Raw genomic sequence first — 20,050 nt, forward strand, 5'->3', positions numbered from 1 at the left:
GACGTTCCTTGGAGGGGAGCTATGAATAAAACGATTCGCTTCGATTACTCCAACGCTCGAGCTTTTGTTAAACAGCATGAGTGGGAACAGCTGGCTCCAGCTATTGGACAGGCGCATGAGATGCTGCACACACGGACTGGTCCCGGCAAAGACTATCTTGGCTGGGTAGATTGGCCGGAGAAATACGATCAGGACGAGTATGAGCGAATTCGTCAAGCTGCTGCCCGGATTCAATCTGATTCGGATGTGCTTCTGGTGATTGGCATTGGAGGCTCATATCTAGGGGCCAAAGCGGTGCTTGACATTTTGGGTCATAGCTTCTACAATTTGCTGCCGAAGTCCAAGCGTCGTTTCCCGGAGATTTATTTTGTCGGGAACAATATTAGTCCGGTTTATATCTCTCACCTGATGGACGTGTTGGAAGGAAAAGACGCGTCGATCAACGTCATCTCAAAATCGGGCACGACGACAGAGCCAGCGATTGCGTTTCGACTTTTTCGTGAATGGCTGGAAAAGAAGTACGGACGTGAAGAAGCCAAAAAACGAATTTACATTACGACTGATAAACAGCGGGGTGCCTTAAAAAAGCTGGCGGATGACGAAGGCTATGAGTGCTTTGTCATACCGGATGACATCGGCGGGCGGTATTCGGTCCTGACTGCGGTCGGATTATTGCCGATCGCTGTAAGCGGGGCGAACATGGATGCACTCATGCAAGGCGCGAGGGATGCACGAGAGCGCTACATGGTCATGGATATGCGAGATAATCCTTGCTATCAGTATGCGGCGATTCGCAATGCACTCTATCGAAAAGGCAAGACTGTGGAGCTGTTGGTCAGCTATGAACCGCAGTTTCGCTTTTTTGCGGAGTGGTGGAAGCAGCTTTTCGGGGAATCAGAGGGCAAAGACGGAAAGGGAATTTTTCCTGCTTCTGCCGAGTTTTCAACCGATTTGCATTCATTGGGGCAATACATACAGGACGGCATGCGGCATTTGTTCGAGACGGTTGTGTCTGTGACGAAGCCCGCCGTTGATTTGACTGTACAGGAGGACCCTGCTGACGTTGACGGATTAAATTTTTTGACCGGCAAACGAATGGGGTATGTGAATAAAAAAGCTTTCGAGGGGACGGTACTCGCCCATGTGGATGGTGGCGTACCGAACCTGCTTGTGGAAATACCAGAGGCGACAGCGTACTATCTTGGCGGATTGATTTACTTTTTTGAAAAGGCATGCGGAATCAGCGGCTATTTGTTGGGTGTCAATCCGTTTGATCAGCCAGGGGTGGAGGCGTACAAAGCCAATATGTTTGCTTTGCTGGGCAAACCGGGATACGAGCGGCAGAAAGCGGAATTGGAGGCTAGATTGCGCGAGAACAAGACGTATTTGACCGTTGAGGAGACAGCCGCCTATTTGGAGCTTCCTGAGACGTTTATCATGGAAAAAATCAAAGAGGGACGTATTCGCGCTGTCCATGATGGCAACGAATACATCATTAACAAAGAGCAGTTCAATCATCATCTGGAGGAAATTCGCAAGCTGCGGGAGTTCGAGGATACAGCTCGTCATGAGCCGATTCCAGAGAGCTACGATGTGAAGGATGAGGATTAACGAGCGGACGTGCTTGTCAGATGGTTGTAAACAGGACTATACTTACAAGGGAATATCATAATCAAAGAAGCAACTTGGGGAGTCCTTCACGCGGGGCTGAGAGGATGGAAGCAACCGACCATCGACCCATTGCACCTGATCCGGATCATGCCGGCGCAGGGATACGGTTGCCGGCAGACAGCGCTTTTTTGCTTGATAGTTAGCTATGCGTATGTAGCCCACCTTTTCCTGCTTAGGAACGGGTGGGCTTTTTGTTATGAGGTTATGCGTGGCTGTAGGGGAGAGAAGAATATTTCCAGTCTAGGCTCCAGGCTCCGTCCTGCTGGGGGTTAAGACTGCCCGCTCCGAAGGGATTCGCGGGGAAACGCAAAAGTGGTAGCCGCTTCGTAGCACGGGCACGTTGCGTTTCTATTTCCCGCTCATCCCTTCTCCGCTCGGTAGGACTCCACAAGTCGCTACGTCTGGAAATATTCTTCTCTGGCGTAACTGAGGGCATTCTTCATAAATTAAAAGCTTTAATAAATCGGATAACACGCAAAGCTTCGTAGAGGAAACAGGAGAAATAAGCGAAGATCTTAGGGACACCGACCGAGACGCAATGCAAAAAGCGAAATACGCTCTTAAGCGTCCACCTCTGAAACACATCCTGAAGATACCACTTTGGACGCGGTTTCGCTTTTTGCATGGAGTCGTGCAGTCAATCCCACAGGGGGTGGACCTAGAAGCTGAGCGTTTTCTCCTGTTTCCTCCACGGCACAACAGCAACGTACAAGAAGTTTTTACCCAACATCGTGAGGAGAGAAAAAAGATGAGTGATTGCCTAGTAGTGGGTGGAGGAATTATCGGATTGAGCTTGGCGTACGAGCTGTCGCGGCGCGGGGTGAGCGTTACCTTGGTCGAGCAGGGTGAATGGGGAGGGCAGGCGTCTTCTGCCGCAGCAGGGATGCTTGCCCCCTTGAAGGAATTCACGGCACCGGGACCGATGCTCGACTTGGGTATGGAGTCACTTGCGCTATACCCGGAATGGGTAGCGGAGCTGGAGGAATTGACAGGTGGAGATGTGCAGCTAAGCCTGGAGGGACTGTTGACGGTCGCGCTAACTGATGAGGAAGTCCAACAGCTCGCGGACAAGTACCAGTGGCAAAAAGAAGCGGGACATGCAGTGCACTGGCTGTCGAATACCGCGCAAGTAAAAGAGGTAGAGCCGCTTCTGACCGATCAAGTGCAGGCAGCCATTTACTCACCTTACGAGGGACACATCAACAATCGCATGCTTCTTCGCGCGTTGGCTACTGCGTGCCGTCTGCAAGGAGTAACGCTGTTATCTGGATGTGTAGTGAGCGGCATCGCGGTGAAAGGCGGCAAGGTAATCGGGATCGAAACCTCATCAGGGTCGCTGCGTGCCGAGCAAACGGTCATTTCTTCAGGAGCATGGGCAGGAATGATGCTTGAGTTGCTTGGCGTATCCGTGCCGATTCGCCCCGTACGCGGTCAGATTGCTGCCGTTTCGTCAGTAGGTATTCCACTGCGCACGGTGATCTTCGGGACGACTGGCTACCTCACTCCAAAAAAGGATGGAAAAATCGTCCTTGGTGCGACGGAGGATGAGAGTGGCTTCCAGCGGGACGTCACAATGGCTGGGTTAGCCAGCATTCTGCAAGGTACGATGCCGTATGTTCCTGCGCTCCACACAGCTACCTTTCTGGAGGCGTGGGGTGGACTTCGGCCTGCGACAGAAGACGGCAAGCCACTCCTGGGCCCCGTTCCTGGCTGGGAAGGGCTGTCGATCGCAGGCGGACATTTTCGCAATGGCATCCTACTTTCACCGATTACGGCCAAACAGATGGCGGACTTTGTGGAAAAAGGAGAAACAGAGCGGCTATTACCATTTTTACCAGACCGCTTTCTGTAAATTGGGCTAGTCTCGCCTAGATTCCGGTAACCTCCCCATGGGCTCTTGTATATGGTAATAAAGAAACACCAGAAGGGGAGGAGTTTCCATGCAGTCTGAGTCTGATAAAAACCTGTATCAGGCTGACATTCAGTTTGTCAGCCTGTTAAAGGATATGCGAGAAAATGTGCACAACATCTGCAAGGAGCACGTGGAGAAAAAAGTGCGCATCGAAGCAATTGACGGGCAAGTATTTGAAGGTGTCATTGTCGATTATGATGATCAGAACGTATACGTAGAAGTCGATGACGCGGATGCGGATGCGGAGGAAGAAGAAGAAGTTTTCCAAGAGTATGATTATGAGGATTATGAAGACTACCATCCTTATCAAGCAATGGAGGTGGCCAGTCATCAACCGTATGGTGGATGGGGTCCATACCCTGATTACTACCAGTATGTAAGCTATAATCCGTATGCTGGCTATCCTCCCTACGGCGATCTCAGTCCTTATGGCGGCAACAATCCATATTATCCGCAGGTAAGTCCCTATGGCGATGAGTACAATCCATACAATCAGATCAGTCCTTTCGGCAGCTCCAACAACGCACGGGTTAGCCCATATAGCAGCAGCAACCGTCCCGCCCCACATGTCAGCCCGTATAGCAACAGCAACCGTCCCGCCCCACATGTCAGCCCGTATAGCAACAGCAACCGTCCCGCCCCATATGTCAGCCCGTATAGCAGCAGTAACCTTCCCGCTCCCCAAGTCAGTCCGTATAGCGAGCAGAAGCCGCAGGTAAGTCCTTGGGAGCAAAATATAGCGCCATTTCCACCATTCCCGCCGTATCCGCCATTTTTTTGCCCGCCGCCACCACCACCCCCACCGCCATATGTTTTGCCAAAAGTTAAAGGGAGAAGGAGACGTAAAAAATGCCGGAACGGACGTAGAATCATTCCGTTGGCACTCTTTACGCTCCTGACGATCGTCTTGATTTAATCAAGTGAAACCTACAAGCCTCTCAAGGCCGTATCGGCTTAAGGGGCTTTCTGCTTTTTGGAGATAGGAGAGTACAACCTCGCCTTTTGTCACAAACTACGAACAAAACGGTGGACGTTTCTCAAGAGAACAAGCAAAGGCAGGGATTGGCGATGAAACAAATAAACAGCAGCTTGCCAGGCACGAGGGCGACATTTGGCTATTTTCGTGAAGCTCTTCAGCCGCATTTTACATTATCCAACTGGGATTATGAGCAAGGGTATTTCGATCGGGCACTCGATGACAAAAATATGGTTTTTTTGCGCTTGCCTGTAAAAGTATTGCAAGGCGAGCTCGACAGCCCGGATGCATGGTTGGAAATGGGCCAGCCGTTTGTGATCCGGCATGTTTACCAGACTGGGGTAGAGGAAGACATCGGCTATATGGAGCCGCTCGCTTCGGGTTTGGTGAATCAATTTCAGGAGCCAGTGGACAAGGATGCACAGATTGATTCGAGATGGATTCGAAAAGCAGAGGCAGTCGTCAAAGAGCTGGAGAATCGCCTCGCATGAAACGGGCCTGGGTTAGGCCTGTTTTTTTCTTTTGCCTGGCAGGGAAAATATAGGCTGCTAAAGAATGGTAGGACATGGAAAAGGCGAGGTGGAAACATGGCTTGGTACCATGCAGTGCCCAAATGGTATTGGAAAATCCGCAAGCCTCTCACATTGGGTGTGCGTATCATCGTAACGGATGAAGATAAGGGAGTCCTGTTGATCCGGCATACGTATGTCCATGGCTGGTATTTGCCGGGAGGAGGGGTAGAGCGAGGGGAGTCCTTTGGGGATGCTGCCTTTAGGGAGTTGTGGGAGGAATGCGGGATACGAGCGGACAGACTTACCCTTTGCCATCTTTTTTACAGTGAGCGAGAAGGGAAACGAGACCACATTGCCTTGTATCATTTCGACATGACGCCTGGCCAAGAAATAAGAAAGGACGACAAAGAGGTAGCGGAATTGCGCTTTTTCGCATGGGATCAGCTTCCCGAGGAGCTATCGCCAGCCACAGGAAGGCGTCTGTCGCAATTTCGCAATCAGTCTTTTCAAAGTGACCGCTGGTGACACGCGTGATGTTATGCAAGTCGATTTTTCCTATGGTATAGTGAAAAAAACAACAGAGCGTGCTTTACCGCTTGTAAGGATAAAAGTGAGGGCAGACCAGCATGAAGATTGCGACTGTACTGCGAAATGACGATTATACACGAGAAGTTGAGCAAGCATTGAAAGAAAAGCTGAAAGCAGCCAATAGCCCGTTTACCTTCGTAAAGGGACCAGGTGAACAACCGGATATGGTCTTGTCGATCGGGGGAGACGGAACACTATTGGAGGCCGTGCATCAATACGGGATTGAGCCGTCCTATGTCGGGATTCATACGGGACATCTCGGCTTTTATGCGGACTGGCGTCCCGAGGAGCTGGATGAATTCGTAGAGCGTTTGATGCACGACGAGCCTGTGATCGCAGAATATCCGACTGTTCAATGCAGGATTAGCACGAGAGAAGGAAAGCAGTACGAGAAGTGGGCGCTGAATGAAATGGTTTTGCGTAACGCCAATCTGTCTACATTGGTTTCATGCGTCTACATTAACGGCGACGAGCTGGAGACTTTTCGAGGAGACGGCTTGATCGTCTCCTCCCCGTCAGGAAGTACAGCCTACAACAAGGCGGTGGATGGAGCGATTGTTCATCCGTCCATTGAGGCGATTCAATTGTCCGAGATCGCTTCGATTAACAATCAAGCGTACCGGACTATCAATAGCTCACTCGTATTGCCGAAGCATCATGAAGTAGAACTCATCGTGATGAATCCTGAAATCATGATCGGCCTGGACCGCGAGCAGGCGGTATGGAGAGATGTGCGTTCCATCCGTTGTCGAGTGGGGCCAGACAAAGTGAAATTCGCTCGCTACAAACGACTGACGTTTTGGGGGCGGGTTCGCAATTCGTTTATATCCGGATAGAGAAAGAGCTTGGGAGGGGAACCAAATGAAAAAAGTGGGAACGCTTCAGACCATTTTCCGTCATCCTGTCAAAGGAATGCGTGGAGAAGAGCTTGCATCAAGTACGGTCGATGAATATGGCTTGTATGGAGACCGTGCCTATTATTTTTTGGACAATGCCCGTCAAGGTAAGTATCTCAGTGCGGATGTTGTGCCCGCTCTTATCGGGTATCATGCCAGCATGAGCGAAGGGACAGGAAAAGAAGCGTACCCGCCGATTCGGATTGAAGCCCGAGATGGCAGTGTACATACTTGGGATGAAGCTTTATTTACCCATGTCGCGGAGACGGCGAAGCGCTCCATTACGCCGATGATTAGCAGTCCGCAAGAAGGCGGTGTGAACTGGGAAGACCACATTTTGCTGGTTACGGATGCATCTCTTCGCGAGATCGCGCGGCAGATTGACGCAGAACAGGTAGATCCACGACGCTTTCGGGGGAATTTGGTCATTGTCCTGGAGGATGATGAGCCGTTCGCGGAAGACAAATGGCTGGGCAAACAGATCAAAATCAATGATGTGACCTTGCAAGTCAACAAGCACTGCGAACGCTGTGTATATGTCAATATCGACCCGGATACGCTGGAGATGACTCCAGCCGTACTAAAGGCGTGCGTGAAGCGTCATGATAATCACTTTGGCGTGTATGCTTCGGTAGTCACGACAGGCAGTGTGTCGCAAGGCGATGGTGTTTATTTAGTAGAGATTGGGAGTGACGGGGCATGACCGCTAGCCCTTTGGAAAAAGTTCGCAGCTATGTACAACGCTATGATTCGAGCATCGAGCCGATTTTGTTTGAACAGCCACTGCATACGTCCGAAGAGGCCGCGCAGGCATTAGGAGTCGAGATTGGCCAAATCGCAAAGTCGATCTTGTTTCGGGTGGATGAGCAGTTTGGCTTATTCGTGGCAGCGGGAGATGTTCGTGTTCATCCCAAGCAAGTGAAGGCAGCGTTTGGACAAGGAAAGCCGAAGATGGCCAAACCGGAAGAGGTAGAGAAAATGACAGGCTTCCGAGTCGGAGCCGTTTGTCCTTTTGCTTTGCAGGAGGAAGTGCCTGTATATGTGGATCGGTCCTTGAAGCGCTTCTCGGTGGTTTATACGGCGGCTGGTATCGCCGAATCACTTTTGCCAGTCTCTTATGAAGCATTGCTGGAGATGACAGGGGCGAAGGAAATCGATGCAGCTTCGGCAGAAGGGAACTTAGGATGAAAAAATATGTAGTTTCCATCGCAGTAGTGGCCATGGGTGTAGTCGCTGGTTTTACCATGTTCGGAATGTCTAACCAAACGACTGCAATTGAAAGCACCATTTCTCAAGAGAAAAAACAAGAAGCGATTCAATCTGCTTCCGCGTTTAAAGAGATGACAACCGATACGTACCTGAGTCATTACAACAAAATAAAAGACGAGTTAGCCACGAAGGGTATTCATACGCTGCCCTTTGAGCTGGAGCTGGAAAAGAAAACAAACTTCTATCGCTTTTATTATCCAAAGCAAGAAAACGTAGCAAACGAAAAAGCGATATGGGTAAGCGTCATGTTAAGTGGAGATCAAAAAACAATGGACGGTATCATGTATACTGGAGCTCCTGATTTCCATACAGTGAAAGCGATGATCCAAGCTACTGGTCTCGCCTGGACTTCGGAGCTAGATCAATTCATTGCCGAGAAAAACTTTGCAAAAACGCCAAAAGAAATGGTCGTTTCCGATGTGAAAATTACGATCGAAGGAACGGCTGGACAAATAAAAGTAATGGTTGATCCAGTAAAATTAGAAGCTCCGAAAAAATTGTAAGGCTTGATAGGAAAAAGTGGTTGGCAGGAGGTTATGGCTGCTCAACCACTTTTCGTTTTTCGCGGTGAATTACTCGCTATGGACTGATTGGTGTGACTCGCGTATCTGAATCATCTGGAATAGCTTCACGTAAAGAAAGGCACTTAACACCGTGCATAACAAGATGAACCCAAAAACGGCAATGGGCATCATCCATTCCGAAAGAATCACCGTCACGGGAGCGAGGAAGCGGCCGAGCGAATACTGCAGGTTAGCGGCTCCCATGTACTGTCCTCGTGCATTTTCTGGTGCGTACTTGCTGATGAAGCTCTGCTCTACCGGAGTTCGCATCACTTCACCCACTGTGAAAATGACCACGCATCCAAACAACAGCCATGCATTCGTAGTGAATCCTACTAAAAACATTCCCACGCCAAACAGCAAGGAAGACAAGAGGAAGATATTCCGATCGTTCCAGTGCTCAAACCATTTGGTCACGGGCAGGGCGCACAGAACAAACAGAAGTCCGCTTATTCCCAGCATCCATCCGAAAATCTCCGTGCTGCTAAGCGAGAGCGACCAGTCATTCCACGAGAGCAGCGTTTGCGACGGGACGAATTCTTTTACATAGACCGCCAGAAATAAATCGAGCTGCACGATTGCGATCGTAATCAGCATGCCTGCGAGAATATAGATGGCGAAGGCTTTGTCGCGCAAAATGACGGTGTAGCTGTGCCATTGCTCCTTCATAACGGAAGGCAAGTGGATGGAGGCGACAGAGCTTTGTATGGACTGTGGCAATGTCTCTCTTACGTTGATCAAGATCGCGATGGAATACAAAAAAGTGACAAGCGCACAAGTCCACAGCAGCTCGCTTCGATATTGAAAGAAAAAGATGGCCCCCAGAGCGGGTCCCAATACTGCACCGATGTTCATGGCTGTCACAAAGGTCGCGAAGATTTTGCGTCTGTCTTTTTCGGAGGTCAGGTCTGCAACCATCGCAGAGCTTGCCGGGCTGTAAATGGACTTGCCGAGCCCGATTCCAATAAACGCCAGGTAATCAATCCAAGGCGAGAGGGAGAAGGCAAACAGGACAAACATGCCCGTCTGCAAAAATGCTCCTGACAGCATAACGTATCGACGACCAAATCGATCAGCCAAAAAGCCGCCAAAAAGATTGCCGACCATACTCATTATCGGTGGCACTGTCATGAGTAACCCGGCAACATTTTTGCCAAAGGTAGCACTAAAGTGGAGGGTAAGAAAGGGAAAGTACATCCAAAACAATAGGTTGAAAAGTGTCTCGCCGATCAATCTGGTCTTCAGGTTCAGATCCCATGACAGCCATTGCACAGCAGGTTTACCTCCTGTTTGATATTCCCTGGCCAGGTACACCCACTTTAGTGCAAATTTTCAAAAAGATATAGACTTATAATCATCCGTTGTTTACACTAATATCATAAGGGCTAAGGGATTAGACCCTGACTTAAGATGTGCCATTTTCAGGTATCTCCTTCCTACACAATAAATAAGCCGACACTTCCTTATGGAAAGGGTGTCGGCTTTTCGTTTGTTTTTACTTGACCATCCACTGATAAAAATGAACGTCGTGCCACTCTCCGAACTTGAATCCCACCTCTTGAAACTTCCCTGCCAATGAAAACCCGAACTTCTCGTGGAGCCTCACGCTGGCGTCGTTGCCACCTACGATTCCGCTCACGATCGTATGGTATTCGAGCTCTCTGGCGCGCTCAAGGATTGCGCTCATCAAGGTAGTGCCGACACCTTTGCCGTTTTGATCAGGGGCGATATAAATAGACAGCTCCGTCGATTTTTGATAGGCGGGCTTCTCACGGAAAACGGACAGGCTGCAATATCCGATGACCTTGCCTTCAGATTCGGCGACGATGATGGGATGTCTGTCTCCGTGCTTGTGAAACCATACCTCGCGCTGGGCGAGCGTCTGTGGCTCCAGGTCAAACGTCGCAACCAGATTTTCCACCGCGTAGTTATAAATAGCGAGCATCGCGGGTAAGTCACTTAGAACAGCTTCTCTGATCTGTAGCATGAATATTCTCTCCTCATGTTGGTAGGACCTTATCAAACGATTCGAACTTATTCTAGCGCAGGGCTTCATAAACCTGCCGCAGATTTGTAAATCCTTGGGTCTCTGCTCTCACCAAATATTTGGCCCAGAGCGTACCAGCGGCAACAGCATCGCAGTAAGCATGATGCCTGCGTGATATCGGGATGTCATGGGCCGCGCAGAGGGCGTCCAGCGAGCCGTTGCCAATCGGATTGCTCAACAATCGGATGAGCAGCATCGTATCCAGCATGCGGTGGGTAAACGGGCGTCGGCTCGTTTTCCATAGTCCAGATCGCAAAAATTCACGTTCATGGCGGGAGTGGTGGGCAACGAGCGGACGGTCTCCAACGAATTGAAAAAAGCGGGACAAAGCTTCAAGGAGCTCGGGAGCGTCCGCGACCATGGCATCAGATATCCCGGTGAGAGAGCTGATATGAGGAGGAATCGCCCGACCAGGATTGACCAGCGTATAAAAAGAATCGCCGAGGAGGAGGCGATCTCCTCTCATGGCGACTGCTCCCATGGATATAATGGCGTCCCCGTGATCGGGAAATAAACCAGTCGTTTCCAGATCGACGACGACAACCTCCAGATCATGAAGAGGGATCTCGGCACTGGAATCGATCTGTTTATTCGTTTTGGAGATGGAGCGCAAATAGGCGATGTGTTGTTTGTCGTCCGCTATACCCTGCATGGCCCGGCTCATATGCCAAATTCGACCGAATAAATCCCATTTTGCCACGCAATCTCCTCCTATCCCCCAAAAACGGACGGGAGCTTTTCTGTCATTTTTTGCAGGCGGATCGCCAGCTTCATCGACCGTCGTACCATCGCTTGGGTGTCAGGAGACAGCTCCCCTAGTTTGATATAGCTATTGCTGGTGTATTGTCCATCTTCCCAATGCAGAGGAGCGATCAGCCGCAGACCTTGAATTTGGCGGAAGTATGAGGCTACCTCATCACAGAAGCTTTTGCTCCAGACTCCTTTTTCACCGAGCAGGTCCAGTCGTTCCAAGGTCGAGCTGGCAAAAATGCCATGTGCTAAGGCAAAATGCCGTACGCAATTCACCAGAGGCAAATAAATGCCATACTTCACATTGATGGCCCCGCGGTAGCGTCCATGGACTTCGGGTAATACTCTGCCGAACAAACCGAGTGGCACCCGATAATGCAAGGTATTACTGACCAATCGATTCAGCAAGAAGACGTTCCCCGCAAGCAATTGACGAAAGCGTTCGAGGATGGGAGCAAAAATGGCCGATTCGCCCCACAAGACGCGCACATCGCTTGCGAGCAGTAAATAGCGGGCGTTCTCCCAGGTGGGGTGAGAGACCCATCTGTCTATTTGGTCTAACCATTGTTCGGTGCTGCCACGCCATTTGGGTGATAGGCAAGTGACATTGCCTTGGCAGGGAGGATAGCCAGCTACCTCCAGACCAGAGACGATCGTCGCCCCGAGCAGTTGAAAATAGCCATGTATTTTTTCGGCTTCCTGACAGCCGAGATGCTCCGGCAGTTGATAGACGAGACCGTTATCCTGATCGCTGATGAGTGCTTGCTCTGACCGGCCGCCACTGCCGAATTGCAGAAAGGCAAAGGGGACGGGAGGAGTGCCTAAGCCTCTTTTGGCAAGGTCGTTGACAGCGAGGAGCACCCCTTGTCGGATGAGATTGTCGTGAATCAGATTGACGACGATAGAAAAGGGAGCCAGCTCCCCTGCGCGATTCAATGGACGCAAAGGGGAGGGGTCCAACAATTCTCGGCGTAGTAAAGCCAGCTCGCCAAAGGATTCAACGTTGCGTATTTTTTCCACTTGATCAGGTGAGAGAGTGAGAGGTGCTGCTTTGGGTAGAAGTAGCCTGTCGTACGCGTTCAGGCTGCAGTAATTCGGGATAGCCGTATCCCCCGTGTTCGCTAAGGTCAAGACCAACCACCTCTTCCTCTTCAGTGACTCGCAGGCCAATTGTTACTTTTAACGCATACAAAATGATGAAGGCTACGACGAAAACATAGAGCGCGGAGCCAGCCAAGCCCAAGGCCTGAATCCCTAACTGATGCAGGCCACCGCCATAGAACAGCCCAGGACCGCCAATGCCGACCTTTTCGGCAAGCTCCGGGGTTGCGAATAAGCCTGTGGACAACGTTCCCCAAATACCAGCCACCCCATGCACGGAAAAAGCGAAGACAGGATCATCAATCCCCATGCGATCAAACCAGATGGATGTATAGAATGTAAGAATACCTGACACAGCGCCGATCACGACAGCTGCCCACGGATCGACGAAGGCGCATGCTGCTGTAATCGCGACGAGAGCGGCGAGGACACCGTTGAGCATGCTGGGGATATCTGCTTTTCCTGTGACGATCCAGGAGATAGTAAGAGCGGCGACAGCACCTGCTGCGGTAGCGAGATTGGTAGTGACGGCAATATAGCCGAAAAACCCGGACGTGCTGCCTAGTGTGGAGCCGGCGTTAAAGCCGAACCAGCCGATCCAGAGAAACAGGACACCTAAGACCGAGTAGACTTGGTTGTGACCAGGAATCAGGTTGGAGCTGCCGTCGCGATTATATTTTCCGATGCGAGGCTTCAAGAGGATCGTGGCGACGAGTGCGACGATGGCACCTTGGAGATGGACGACTGTAGAACCGGCGAAGTCTTGCATCCCGAGCTGTGCCAACCAACCGCCGCCCCATACCCAGTGACCGACGACAGGATAGATGAGGACCGTAAACAGTACGCTGAAAATAAAGTAAATGGATAGCTTGGCACGTTCTGCAAAACCGCCCCAGGCGATTGCGAGTGAAACGGCAGCGAAAGCGAGCTGAAAGAGGAAGAGAATCGAGATAGGAACAGTCGCTGCGGAAAAAGCGGAGAAAGCGTCTTTTTGCATGCCGTCAAAAAAGAACCCGGAAAGCCCAATGAAGGAGTTGCCGTCTCCGAATGTCAGGCCGAAGCCGAACGCCCAAAACGCGATTGAGCAGATGCCAAAGGTAAGGACTGTTTTGCCTGCAACATGACCAGCGTTCTTCATGCGAGTAGAGCCAGCTTCCAGTAGGGCGAATCCAACTTGCATAAGAATGACCAGAATGGCTGATACCATGACCCATGTGGCGTCAATGGCAGACGAGAGACTTGCGACAGTAGGTTCCATCCATCCACCTCTTTTCCGTGTCAGATAACCTGACACTATTTTTATTTATGTCAGATTATATGACATGAATATTCGGGTTGCAATTGTTTTTTTGCAAATAATGAGAAAATACCGATTGCAGGCATCGGCTGAGCTTCGATACGTAATGATATAATTGCTTCTACTATCATCACAAAGGGTAAGGGAGAAATATGTACACAATCAGCAGATTTTCTCAGCTTTGCAAAATGAGTGCCCGCATGTTACGACACTACGATAAGGAAGAGCTATTGAAGCCCGTACATGTCGATGACACGAATGGATACAGATACTATGACAAGAGTCAATTAGAAACCGCATTACTCATCAAGAAGCTGAAAGAATATAGATTTTCGCTGCCGGAGATTAAAACGATCCTTCAGACATCCGACAGGAAATTTTTTATCGAATTCATCCACTCGAAAATAAATGAATTATCCAATGAGGTGAACCGGTATAGACAGATCATTGCAGAAATGCAGGAGATGATTGAAAAAAAGGAAGATATCATTCGAGGAAAGAGAAGATCGTACGATATATTGCTCGGCATGAGAAACGAAGTAAGTGTGATCAGTCAAAGCTTGCTGATTCGTATTGCTGACATGGACAAGTACATGGATTCCTTGTACACGAAGGCAGAAGAGAGGCATATTCAGTTACTTGGTGCTCCGTCGGTCATATTTTTAGATGAAGAGTTCAACCCTGACCAAAGCAATATTGAGTTGATGATCCCGATCATTCATGAGAATGGCGGCGATACTTCAAGCGAATGGCAAATCAAGCAGCTCCCTGAACAGTTTGTTGCAACTACTTTGCATTTCGGTACTTATGACGATATCGGATATGCACATATGGTACTGGAAGAGTGGACAGATAGCCATGGCTACTGCTTGGATGGCCCACCTTACGAAACCTACTTGAAAGGCCCGGAATGTGACTGCCCTGCCCGTGAGTATGTGACACAAATCTGTTTTCCTGTCATGAAAAAAGCTCAGCAATAACAGCTTGACCTTGACACTATGTCAAAGCTTATTCTACCTCTGCGAGAAAGCTACCAGGACATGAGGGGATGATGAAATGAACAAGCTTATGGTACTGTGCTCAGGGGTTATATTAACAGCTGGAGTCTTAATGGGGTGTATGCCAAGTGAAGCTGAGGGGATAAAAAGCGTGAAACAAGAGAATGTAGGCAAATACACAATGCCTGATGAAAAAAGCAAGCATGAAGGTACATGGTTAGTATGGCCGCATAACTTTACGTATGGGAAAGGGTATCAAGAAGAGCTTGAGTCCATGTGGATAGAGATGACGGCTGCCTTAAGTGAAGGGGAAAATGTCCATATCATCGCCTATGATAAGTATGAGAAGGACTACATTTCTGATCTGCTTTATGATGAAGGTGTCAATATGGATAAAATCGACTTCTATATTATTCCTACTGACGATGTATGGGCAAGAGATACCGCGCCGATCTTTGTATACGACAAGGATAAAAATTTGAAAATGATGGACTGGGGATTTAATGGCTGGGGGAAGAAAACGCCATATAAAAAAGATGCGCAATTTCCAACTCAGCTTAGCAAGCAGCTCGGAATGGAAAGAATCGATTTGAATCATATTGTTCTGGAAGGTGGAGCTTTTGAGCTGGATGGGAACGGTACGTTTTTATCGACACGCAGTGCAGTGATCAATAAAAATCGAAATCCCAAATATTCGCAAGCAGACATTGAGAAGTATGTTCGCGAAAATCTTGGTGCTACGAACTTTATTTGGCTAGATGGAGTAAAGGATCAAGATATTACCGATTTTCATATTGACGGGTTTGCCAAGTTTTATGATCAATCCACGATTATTACGATGAAAACAGAGGACCTGGAAGAATGGGGTGTCCCTAAAAAGGATATCAAAACGTTATTGAATGCGAAGAATGTTTCAGGTAAGTCCTATAAGTACGTGAATTTGCCAATCAGCAAGCGCAATGTCGTTTTAGAGAACGGAAAAGATTTGGGGTACAGAGGCTCCTATGTGAATTTCTATATTGGGAATACCGTAGTATTGGTCCAGAATTATAATGATCCGAATGACAAGATCGCAAACGACATTCTCCAAAAATTGTACCCTGACCGTAAAGTCATTGGCATTGATGTCCGAGGGCTTTATCAACATGGTGGGATGATTCATTGTGTGACACAGCAACAGCCAGTTGAAATGCCATAAAAACCTTGTAAGCCGGTGATTCCTTGAAAGAGGAAAAACCGGCTTTTGATATCAAAAAGTCTCTTCAAGCAGATGGGGACTGGTGCTGGTCTGTCGGTTGTCGCTTTTCAATCAGGAAGCCTGCGAAGCTAATGACGGCAAGGAATATTCCACTGACGAGGAAGAGCTGCTCGACTGGCCATTTGCCCATCCAGAGGGCGCCGAGAATGCTGGACAGCATAGAAAAGAAGGTTAGGACTAGCAAGTTGATGGCGAATATTTTGCCAGTGGAGTTGCCAGGAGACTTCATCTGAATAGCGGTCACGGTAGGAATGCCGATCAGAGGCCCGCCTATGCCTGATATGGCTGCGCCGAGAAAAGCAGACCAATAAGCACTGCTACCCATCATGAGCAAAAAGGAGCCGCATGCCTGAAAGGACCAGCCGAGTAAAATCATAAAAAGATAGCGGGTGGTATTCGACCGTGTCATGTACAGACTGCCCAATAAATTTCCGATTCCGTAACAGCCAAATAGGATGGCTAATGTACTCCCGTTGCCCTGCTGCATGCGTTCAGCCAAAAAGGGATAGCCGACCGTATAGGTGATCTGCCAGACAAGAAAGCCGATGTTCCCAAAGAGCAGGACTAAAAACAATAATCGATTCCGCTTCAATTCCTGTACGCCAGTGGTGATATCGAGGATGTATTGGCGCGGTGTCATTTTGGGAGACAAATGCTGATCAGTTATGGAAAGGCGAAGAGCTTGAAGAAAGAATACCGAGATGAGGTAGCTGCCTGCGTTAATAAAAAACAAGGTGGAAAGTGGTAAGAGGGAGGCGGCAAGTCCAATTGTCATCGGTGCAATAATTCGAACTGTTCGCATGGTTGTATCCAAAATGGCGTTTGCCCTTCCGATCTGATCGTTGGGAACGGCTGCCTTGATCGCTACAATCCTGGCGGGCTGAAACAGACTGGAGAACAGCCCTAGCAAAAATTGCGCTACGAGAAAATACGAAAACTGGTCGATTCCCATCACGGTAAGAATACCAACTGTGATCACCACGGCAATACGTAAGAGGACTGCCACAACCATGAGCAGACGCGGGCTATATCTGTCGGCAAGAACACCACTAACGAGGAAAAACAACAGGCCGGCAACCATCTCCGGAACCGAGAGGAGACTGAGTGCCGTCCCTGATTTCGTTGCCTGAAGCAAATACCAGAGCAAGGCAAAGCTATAGCACTGATCTCCAATGTTGGACATCAATTGCGCTAGCCATAGCTTGAGAAACGAGCTGTTTTTCCATACAGATAAAGGCGAATCCATCTAACCCTCTCCGTCCTTTTAGCTATGTGCAAAGGATTTTGACCACAGAATAACAAGGCGGAGAGGGAATGTAAAGGAATACGCTTATTGTTGATTTTGAATGCCTTCGTTGTTGTTTTGTTGATGCTGCTTGGATGATCCTTGGTTGTCCTCCGTATGCGTATCATCCGCCACTGTACTGCTGGTTAGACCCGCAACTGCCAAGCCTTTTTGGTTCAGGTTTTTGGCGCTTTTGAATTTGGACATGGTAATCCCCCCTGCTTGTTAATGGACGCTACCTTAAGATGCCTTGTTTTGAAGGGGAGTACTCATCCTCATTTTCCTAGCGGCTGATGAGGTATACTATAAAAAACTGTGCGTGTCAGAAAGGATGGGAGCGGATGGCAGGGTGTGTCATGATTGTAGAGGGGAAGACAGACAAAGAACGTCTGCTGCGTGTGCTGGCAGAGCCTGTCACCATTCTTTGTACATTCGGCTCCTACAGCATGGAAAAAGGGGAGAAACTACTTGCCCAGACGGAAGCAGCAGATGCAGATGAGGTATACTTGTTTACCGATGAGGATGATAGCGGGAAAAAATTGCGGACGCATTTAAGTGATGATTTTCCTTACGCAATACACCTGCATACGCCAAAAATGTACAGAGAAGTTGCCGACACGCCTCTTTCGGTACTCGCGGAGATTTTGGAGCAAGCTGGCTTTGCGGTTACTGTACCACATCCTGATCTTGGAGAGCGCTAAAGGGATAAAACACCGTTACATCGGCTATAACAGTAGTAAATGGAATGGTGGAGGTGCGAGGCAATTGCGGAGCTTGATGACATTTTTCAACCGGATGAACATTATGTTGTGGCTTGTGGGCATCTTTATTGCTCATGCAGCGCTCTACCTAGTGTTAGGGACAGCGACATGGCTGGCTACATCGCTTTTGGCAACGGCGTTCTACGGTATTGTTTTGCTGGTAGGCAAACTGATTGCTAGCCGTTATCCAGACAAGGAAGAAAGCAGATGAAAAGCCGGCGAGCAAGCAGCCGGCTTTTTTCGCTTTACCAACCCAAAAGCTGCATGAGGAGAATCAAGCCACCTAATACCCAGACGTAGATGGCGAAGCCTTTCATCGAGCCTGTGCTGATGATTTTTAGCATCCAGCGAATGGCTACGTAACCTGCTAGTCCCGCAAACATCGTGCCCACTAGCATCGGAATGAGTAGTGAAGTTTCAAGTGGTGCTTTTATGAGCTTGGCTGTTTGCAAAACACACGCACCGAGGATAGCAGGCAAGGAAATGAGAAATGAAAAGCGCGCAGCGTCAGCACGATCGATTCCTCGCAGGAGAGCACCGGCAATCGTCAGTCCAGAACGGGAAATGGCAGGGAGGATCGCGGCACCTTGCAGTGTCCCGATAATGAGGGCGTCCGTGTAGTTGATTTCTTCGAATTTTCGATTTCCACGCCGCATGGACTCCACGGCCCACAGGATGGCGCCTGTCGCGAGGAATTCCCACCCGATCGTAATGCCTGACTGCGAGATTTCTTCAAAAAAGTCTTCAAAGGCCAGTCCGATCACAGCGGTAGGAATCGTTCCTACGACCAATAGCTTTGTCAGCTTGCTCCATGGATTCATCACGATATAGCGAACCTGTGGCCAAAAAACGATTACGACAGCAATCAGCGTACCGAAATGAAGCATCGTGTCAAATAAAAGACCGATCTCCTGCATGCCAAATATTTTGCGAAACAGGACGAGATGGCCCGTACTTGAAATCGGTAAAAACTCAGTCAAGCCTTGTACAATGCCGAGAAAAATATGTTCAAGCAGCAACAGCATAGGCATAGGTCACTCCAGTCATCAAAAAGTAAGGCCAAGCCAGTCTTACTGTCATATGTATGTCCGTGAATGGAAGACTTGCCTATTTCGTTGCGACGACGCCGATTTGTTAGAAAAAAGTTGTGGTATTTTCCTGCTGGTGATGGGTATAGTTAGTGTGCACAATGGTAGAGAGCGAGGAAAAAATACATATGTACAAAAGACAAATGCGTGAAAAGCGTGAGCCCCAAATCATTCAGAACGGTCATTTGGCGGCAGGTATGACGCTTACCATGACGGTAGCGCGAAAAACGGAAATTGGCTATTTTTTGCGCGATGGCAACGATGAAGTTTTTCTCCATGCCAATGAAGCGCATGAGCGTTTACATATCGATGATGAGGTCGAAGTGTTTTTGTACCATGATCACGAGAATCGACTGGCTGCGACCATGGATATGCCTCATGTCGGCATGGGTGAATACGGCTGGCTGGAAGTCGTGGACATTTCACCGCGCATGGGTGTATTTCTGGACAACGGAATTAACAAGGATTTGCTCTTGTTCATTGATGATCTGCCAAAGCATAGCGATGAATGGCCACGTCCCAAGGATCAAATGCTGGTAGCGCTGAAGCAGGACAAGCTCGGCAGACTCTTGGCCAAGCCGGTAACCGAAAACGAAATCGTCAAGATCGCAGCAATCGCAGATCAGAGTATGAAAAACAAGCCTGTAGAAGGCACGGTCTACAAAGTGATTCAAGCGGGTGCATTCCTGCTGACAGAAGACGAGCATATCCTTTTCATTCATCGAGATGAAATGGTAGGGCGTCTGCGCCTCGGACAAACTGTGCGCTGCCGTATCAGCTTTGTGCGGGAGGATGGTCGTCTGAACGGTTCCATGAAAGAGCGCAAGGAAGTGCAGTATGGTGAGGATGCGGACAAGCTGCTGCGCTATTTGATCAACCGTGACGGGGCGATGCCTTATACAGATTCCACAGAGGCGGATGTCATCCGTGAAAAATTCCAAATGAGCAAGTCCAGCTTCAAGCGGGCACTCGGCAAACTGATGAAGGAACGTCGCGTGGAGCAAGTAGACGGCTGGACCAAAATCATTCGAACCGGATCAGAAGAATAAACAATAAAATCCCTCCAAGGCAAGAGCTT

General features: G+C 49.1%; 22 protein-coding genes, 1 pseudogene and 1 riboswitch. Of the genes and pseudogenes, 15 read left to right on the plus strand and 8 right to left on the minus strand.

The window, feature by feature from the left end; all coding sequences use genetic code 11:
- Positions 1-21: 21 nt before the first annotated feature.
- From AB1L17_RS15770 to AB1L17_RS15815, 10 genes and pseudogenes are all read left to right on the plus strand, one after another.
- Positions 22-1,371: pseudogene (locus AB1L17_RS15770) on the plus strand (glucose-6-phosphate isomerase); the annotation flags it as partial.
- A 15-nt stretch (positions 1,372-1,386) separates the two neighbouring features.
- Positions 1,387-1,611 (plus strand): excisionase family DNA-binding protein, encoded by a 225-nt coding sequence (locus tag AB1L17_RS15775; RefSeq protein ID WP_412844543.1) that lies wholly within the window; start codon positions 1,387-1,389, stop codon positions 1,609-1,611.
- Between the two features lie 65 nt (positions 1,612-1,676).
- Positions 1,677-1,793: riboswitch (TPP riboswitch) on the plus strand.
- A gap of 626 nt (positions 1,794-2,419) precedes the next feature.
- On the plus strand, positions 2,420-3,523 hold the full coding sequence (gene thiO / locus AB1L17_RS15780; protein WP_412844373.1) for a glycine oxidase ThiO: 1,104 nt from the start codon (positions 2,420-2,422) through the stop codon (positions 3,521-3,523).
- A gap of 88 nt (positions 3,524-3,611) precedes the next feature.
- Complete coding sequence (locus AB1L17_RS15785; RefSeq protein WP_412844374.1) at positions 3,612-4,499, plus strand: hypothetical protein; 888 nt, start codon at positions 3,612-3,614, stop codon at positions 4,497-4,499.
- 152 nt (positions 4,500-4,651) lie between these two features.
- Positions 4,652-5,050, plus strand: coding sequence for a YugN-like family protein (locus tag AB1L17_RS15790; RefSeq protein ID WP_412844375.1), 399 nt, complete (start codon positions 4,652-4,654; stop codon positions 5,048-5,050).
- Between the two features lie 96 nt (positions 5,051-5,146).
- A complete protein-coding gene (locus AB1L17_RS15795; RefSeq protein WP_412844376.1) occupies positions 5,147-5,596 on the plus strand; it encodes an NUDIX domain-containing protein in 450 nt (149 codons plus the stop codon).
- 101 nt (positions 5,597-5,697) lie between these two features.
- On the plus strand, positions 5,698-6,495 hold the full coding sequence (locus AB1L17_RS15800) for an NAD kinase (protein ID WP_412844377.1): 798 nt from the start codon (positions 5,698-5,700) through the stop codon (positions 6,493-6,495).
- 25 nt (positions 6,496-6,520) lie between these two features.
- Positions 6,521-7,258, plus strand: a complete 738-nt coding sequence (locus tag AB1L17_RS15805; protein WP_412844378.1) for an MOSC domain-containing protein — start codon at positions 6,521-6,523, stop codon at positions 7,256-7,258.
- On the plus strand, positions 7,255-7,743 hold the full coding sequence (locus AB1L17_RS15810) for a YbaK/EbsC family protein (RefSeq protein ID WP_412844379.1): 489 nt from the start codon (positions 7,255-7,257) through the stop codon (positions 7,741-7,743). Before AB1L17_RS15805 ends, AB1L17_RS15810 begins: the two co-directional genes overlap by 4 nt.
- Positions 7,740-8,327, plus strand: a complete 588-nt coding sequence (locus tag AB1L17_RS15815; protein ID WP_412844380.1) for a hypothetical protein — start codon at positions 7,740-7,742, stop codon at positions 8,325-8,327. The genes AB1L17_RS15810 and AB1L17_RS15815 overlap by 4 nt, the downstream gene beginning before the upstream one ends.
- 69 nt (positions 8,328-8,396) lie before the next feature.
- On the opposite strand, the gene AB1L17_RS15820 is transcribed toward AB1L17_RS15815, so the two are convergent.
- From AB1L17_RS15820 to AB1L17_RS15840, 5 genes are all read right to left on the minus strand, one after another.
- Positions 8,397-9,659 (minus strand): MDR family MFS transporter, encoded by a 1,263-nt coding sequence (locus tag AB1L17_RS15820; RefSeq protein ID WP_412844381.1) that lies wholly within the window; start codon positions 9,657-9,659, stop codon positions 8,397-8,399.
- A gap of 223 nt (positions 9,660-9,882) precedes the next feature.
- On the minus strand, positions 9,883-10,374 hold the full coding sequence (locus AB1L17_RS15825; protein ID WP_412844382.1) for a GNAT family N-acetyltransferase: 492 nt from the start codon (positions 10,372-10,374) through the stop codon (positions 9,883-9,885).
- A gap of 52 nt (positions 10,375-10,426) precedes the next feature.
- Positions 10,427-11,134, minus strand: a complete 708-nt coding sequence (locus AB1L17_RS15830; RefSeq protein ID WP_412844383.1) for an exonuclease domain-containing protein — start codon at positions 11,132-11,134, stop codon at positions 10,427-10,429.
- An 11-nt stretch (positions 11,135-11,145) separates the two neighbouring features.
- Complete coding sequence (locus AB1L17_RS15835; protein WP_412844544.1) at positions 11,146-12,144, minus strand: DUF294 nucleotidyltransferase-like domain-containing protein; 999 nt, start codon at positions 12,142-12,144, stop codon at positions 11,146-11,148.
- A 64-nt stretch (positions 12,145-12,208) separates the two neighbouring features.
- Complete coding sequence (locus tag AB1L17_RS15840) at positions 12,209-13,543, minus strand: ammonium transporter (RefSeq protein WP_412844384.1); 1,335 nt, start codon at positions 13,541-13,543, stop codon at positions 12,209-12,211.
- A 191-nt stretch (positions 13,544-13,734) separates the two neighbouring features.
- On the opposite strand from AB1L17_RS15840, the gene AB1L17_RS15845 reads away from it, so the two are divergent.
- Positions 13,735-14,562, plus strand: coding sequence for a MerR family transcriptional regulator (locus tag AB1L17_RS15845; RefSeq protein ID WP_412844385.1), 828 nt, complete (start codon positions 13,735-13,737; stop codon positions 14,560-14,562).
- A gap of 130 nt (positions 14,563-14,692) precedes the next feature.
- The gene (locus AB1L17_RS15850) at positions 14,693-15,778 is read left to right on the plus strand and encodes an agmatine deiminase family protein (protein WP_412844545.1); all 1,086 of its coding nucleotides are present in this window, start codon (positions 14,693-14,695) and stop codon (positions 15,776-15,778) included.
- Positions 15,779-15,842: 64 nt separating this feature from the next.
- Here the strand turns inward: AB1L17_RS15850 and AB1L17_RS15855 are convergent, their stop codons facing one another.
- Both AB1L17_RS15855 and AB1L17_RS15860 read right to left on the minus strand, forming a co-directional pair.
- Positions 15,843-17,084, minus strand: a complete 1,242-nt coding sequence (locus tag AB1L17_RS15855) for an MFS transporter (RefSeq protein ID WP_412844386.1) — start codon at positions 17,082-17,084, stop codon at positions 15,843-15,845.
- An 84-nt stretch (positions 17,085-17,168) separates the two neighbouring features.
- Positions 17,169-17,330, minus strand: coding sequence for a hypothetical protein (locus AB1L17_RS15860; protein WP_412844387.1), 162 nt, complete (start codon positions 17,328-17,330; stop codon positions 17,169-17,171).
- A 134-nt stretch (positions 17,331-17,464) separates the two neighbouring features.
- On the opposite strand from AB1L17_RS15860, the gene AB1L17_RS15865 reads away from it, so the two are divergent.
- Together AB1L17_RS15865 and AB1L17_RS15870 are read left to right on the plus strand one after the other, a co-directional pair.
- The gene (locus AB1L17_RS15865) at positions 17,465-17,824 is read left to right on the plus strand and encodes a toprim domain-containing protein (protein ID WP_412844388.1); all 360 of its coding nucleotides are present in this window, start codon (positions 17,465-17,467) and stop codon (positions 17,822-17,824) included.
- Between the two features lie 64 nt (positions 17,825-17,888).
- Positions 17,889-18,095: a hypothetical protein gene (locus AB1L17_RS15870; RefSeq protein WP_412844389.1), complete on the plus strand. Its 207-nt coding sequence runs from the start codon at positions 17,889-17,891 to the stop codon at positions 18,093-18,095.
- A gap of 34 nt (positions 18,096-18,129) precedes the next feature.
- On the opposite strand, the gene AB1L17_RS15875 is transcribed toward AB1L17_RS15870, so the two are convergent.
- Complete coding sequence (locus AB1L17_RS15875) at positions 18,130-18,915, minus strand: undecaprenyl-diphosphate phosphatase (RefSeq protein WP_412844390.1); 786 nt, start codon at positions 18,913-18,915, stop codon at positions 18,130-18,132.
- A 185-nt stretch (positions 18,916-19,100) separates the two neighbouring features.
- On the opposite strand from AB1L17_RS15875, the gene AB1L17_RS15880 reads away from it, so the two are divergent.
- The gene (locus AB1L17_RS15880; RefSeq protein WP_412844391.1) at positions 19,101-20,021 is read left to right on the plus strand and encodes a CvfB family protein; all 921 of its coding nucleotides are present in this window, start codon (positions 19,101-19,103) and stop codon (positions 20,019-20,021) included.
- Positions 20,022-20,050: the final 29 nt, after the last annotated feature.

This window comes from Brevibacillus jepli (assembly GCF_047229145.1).
In the GTDB taxonomy this organism is placed as follows: domain Bacteria; phylum Bacillota; class Bacilli; order Brevibacillales; family Brevibacillaceae; genus Brevibacillus.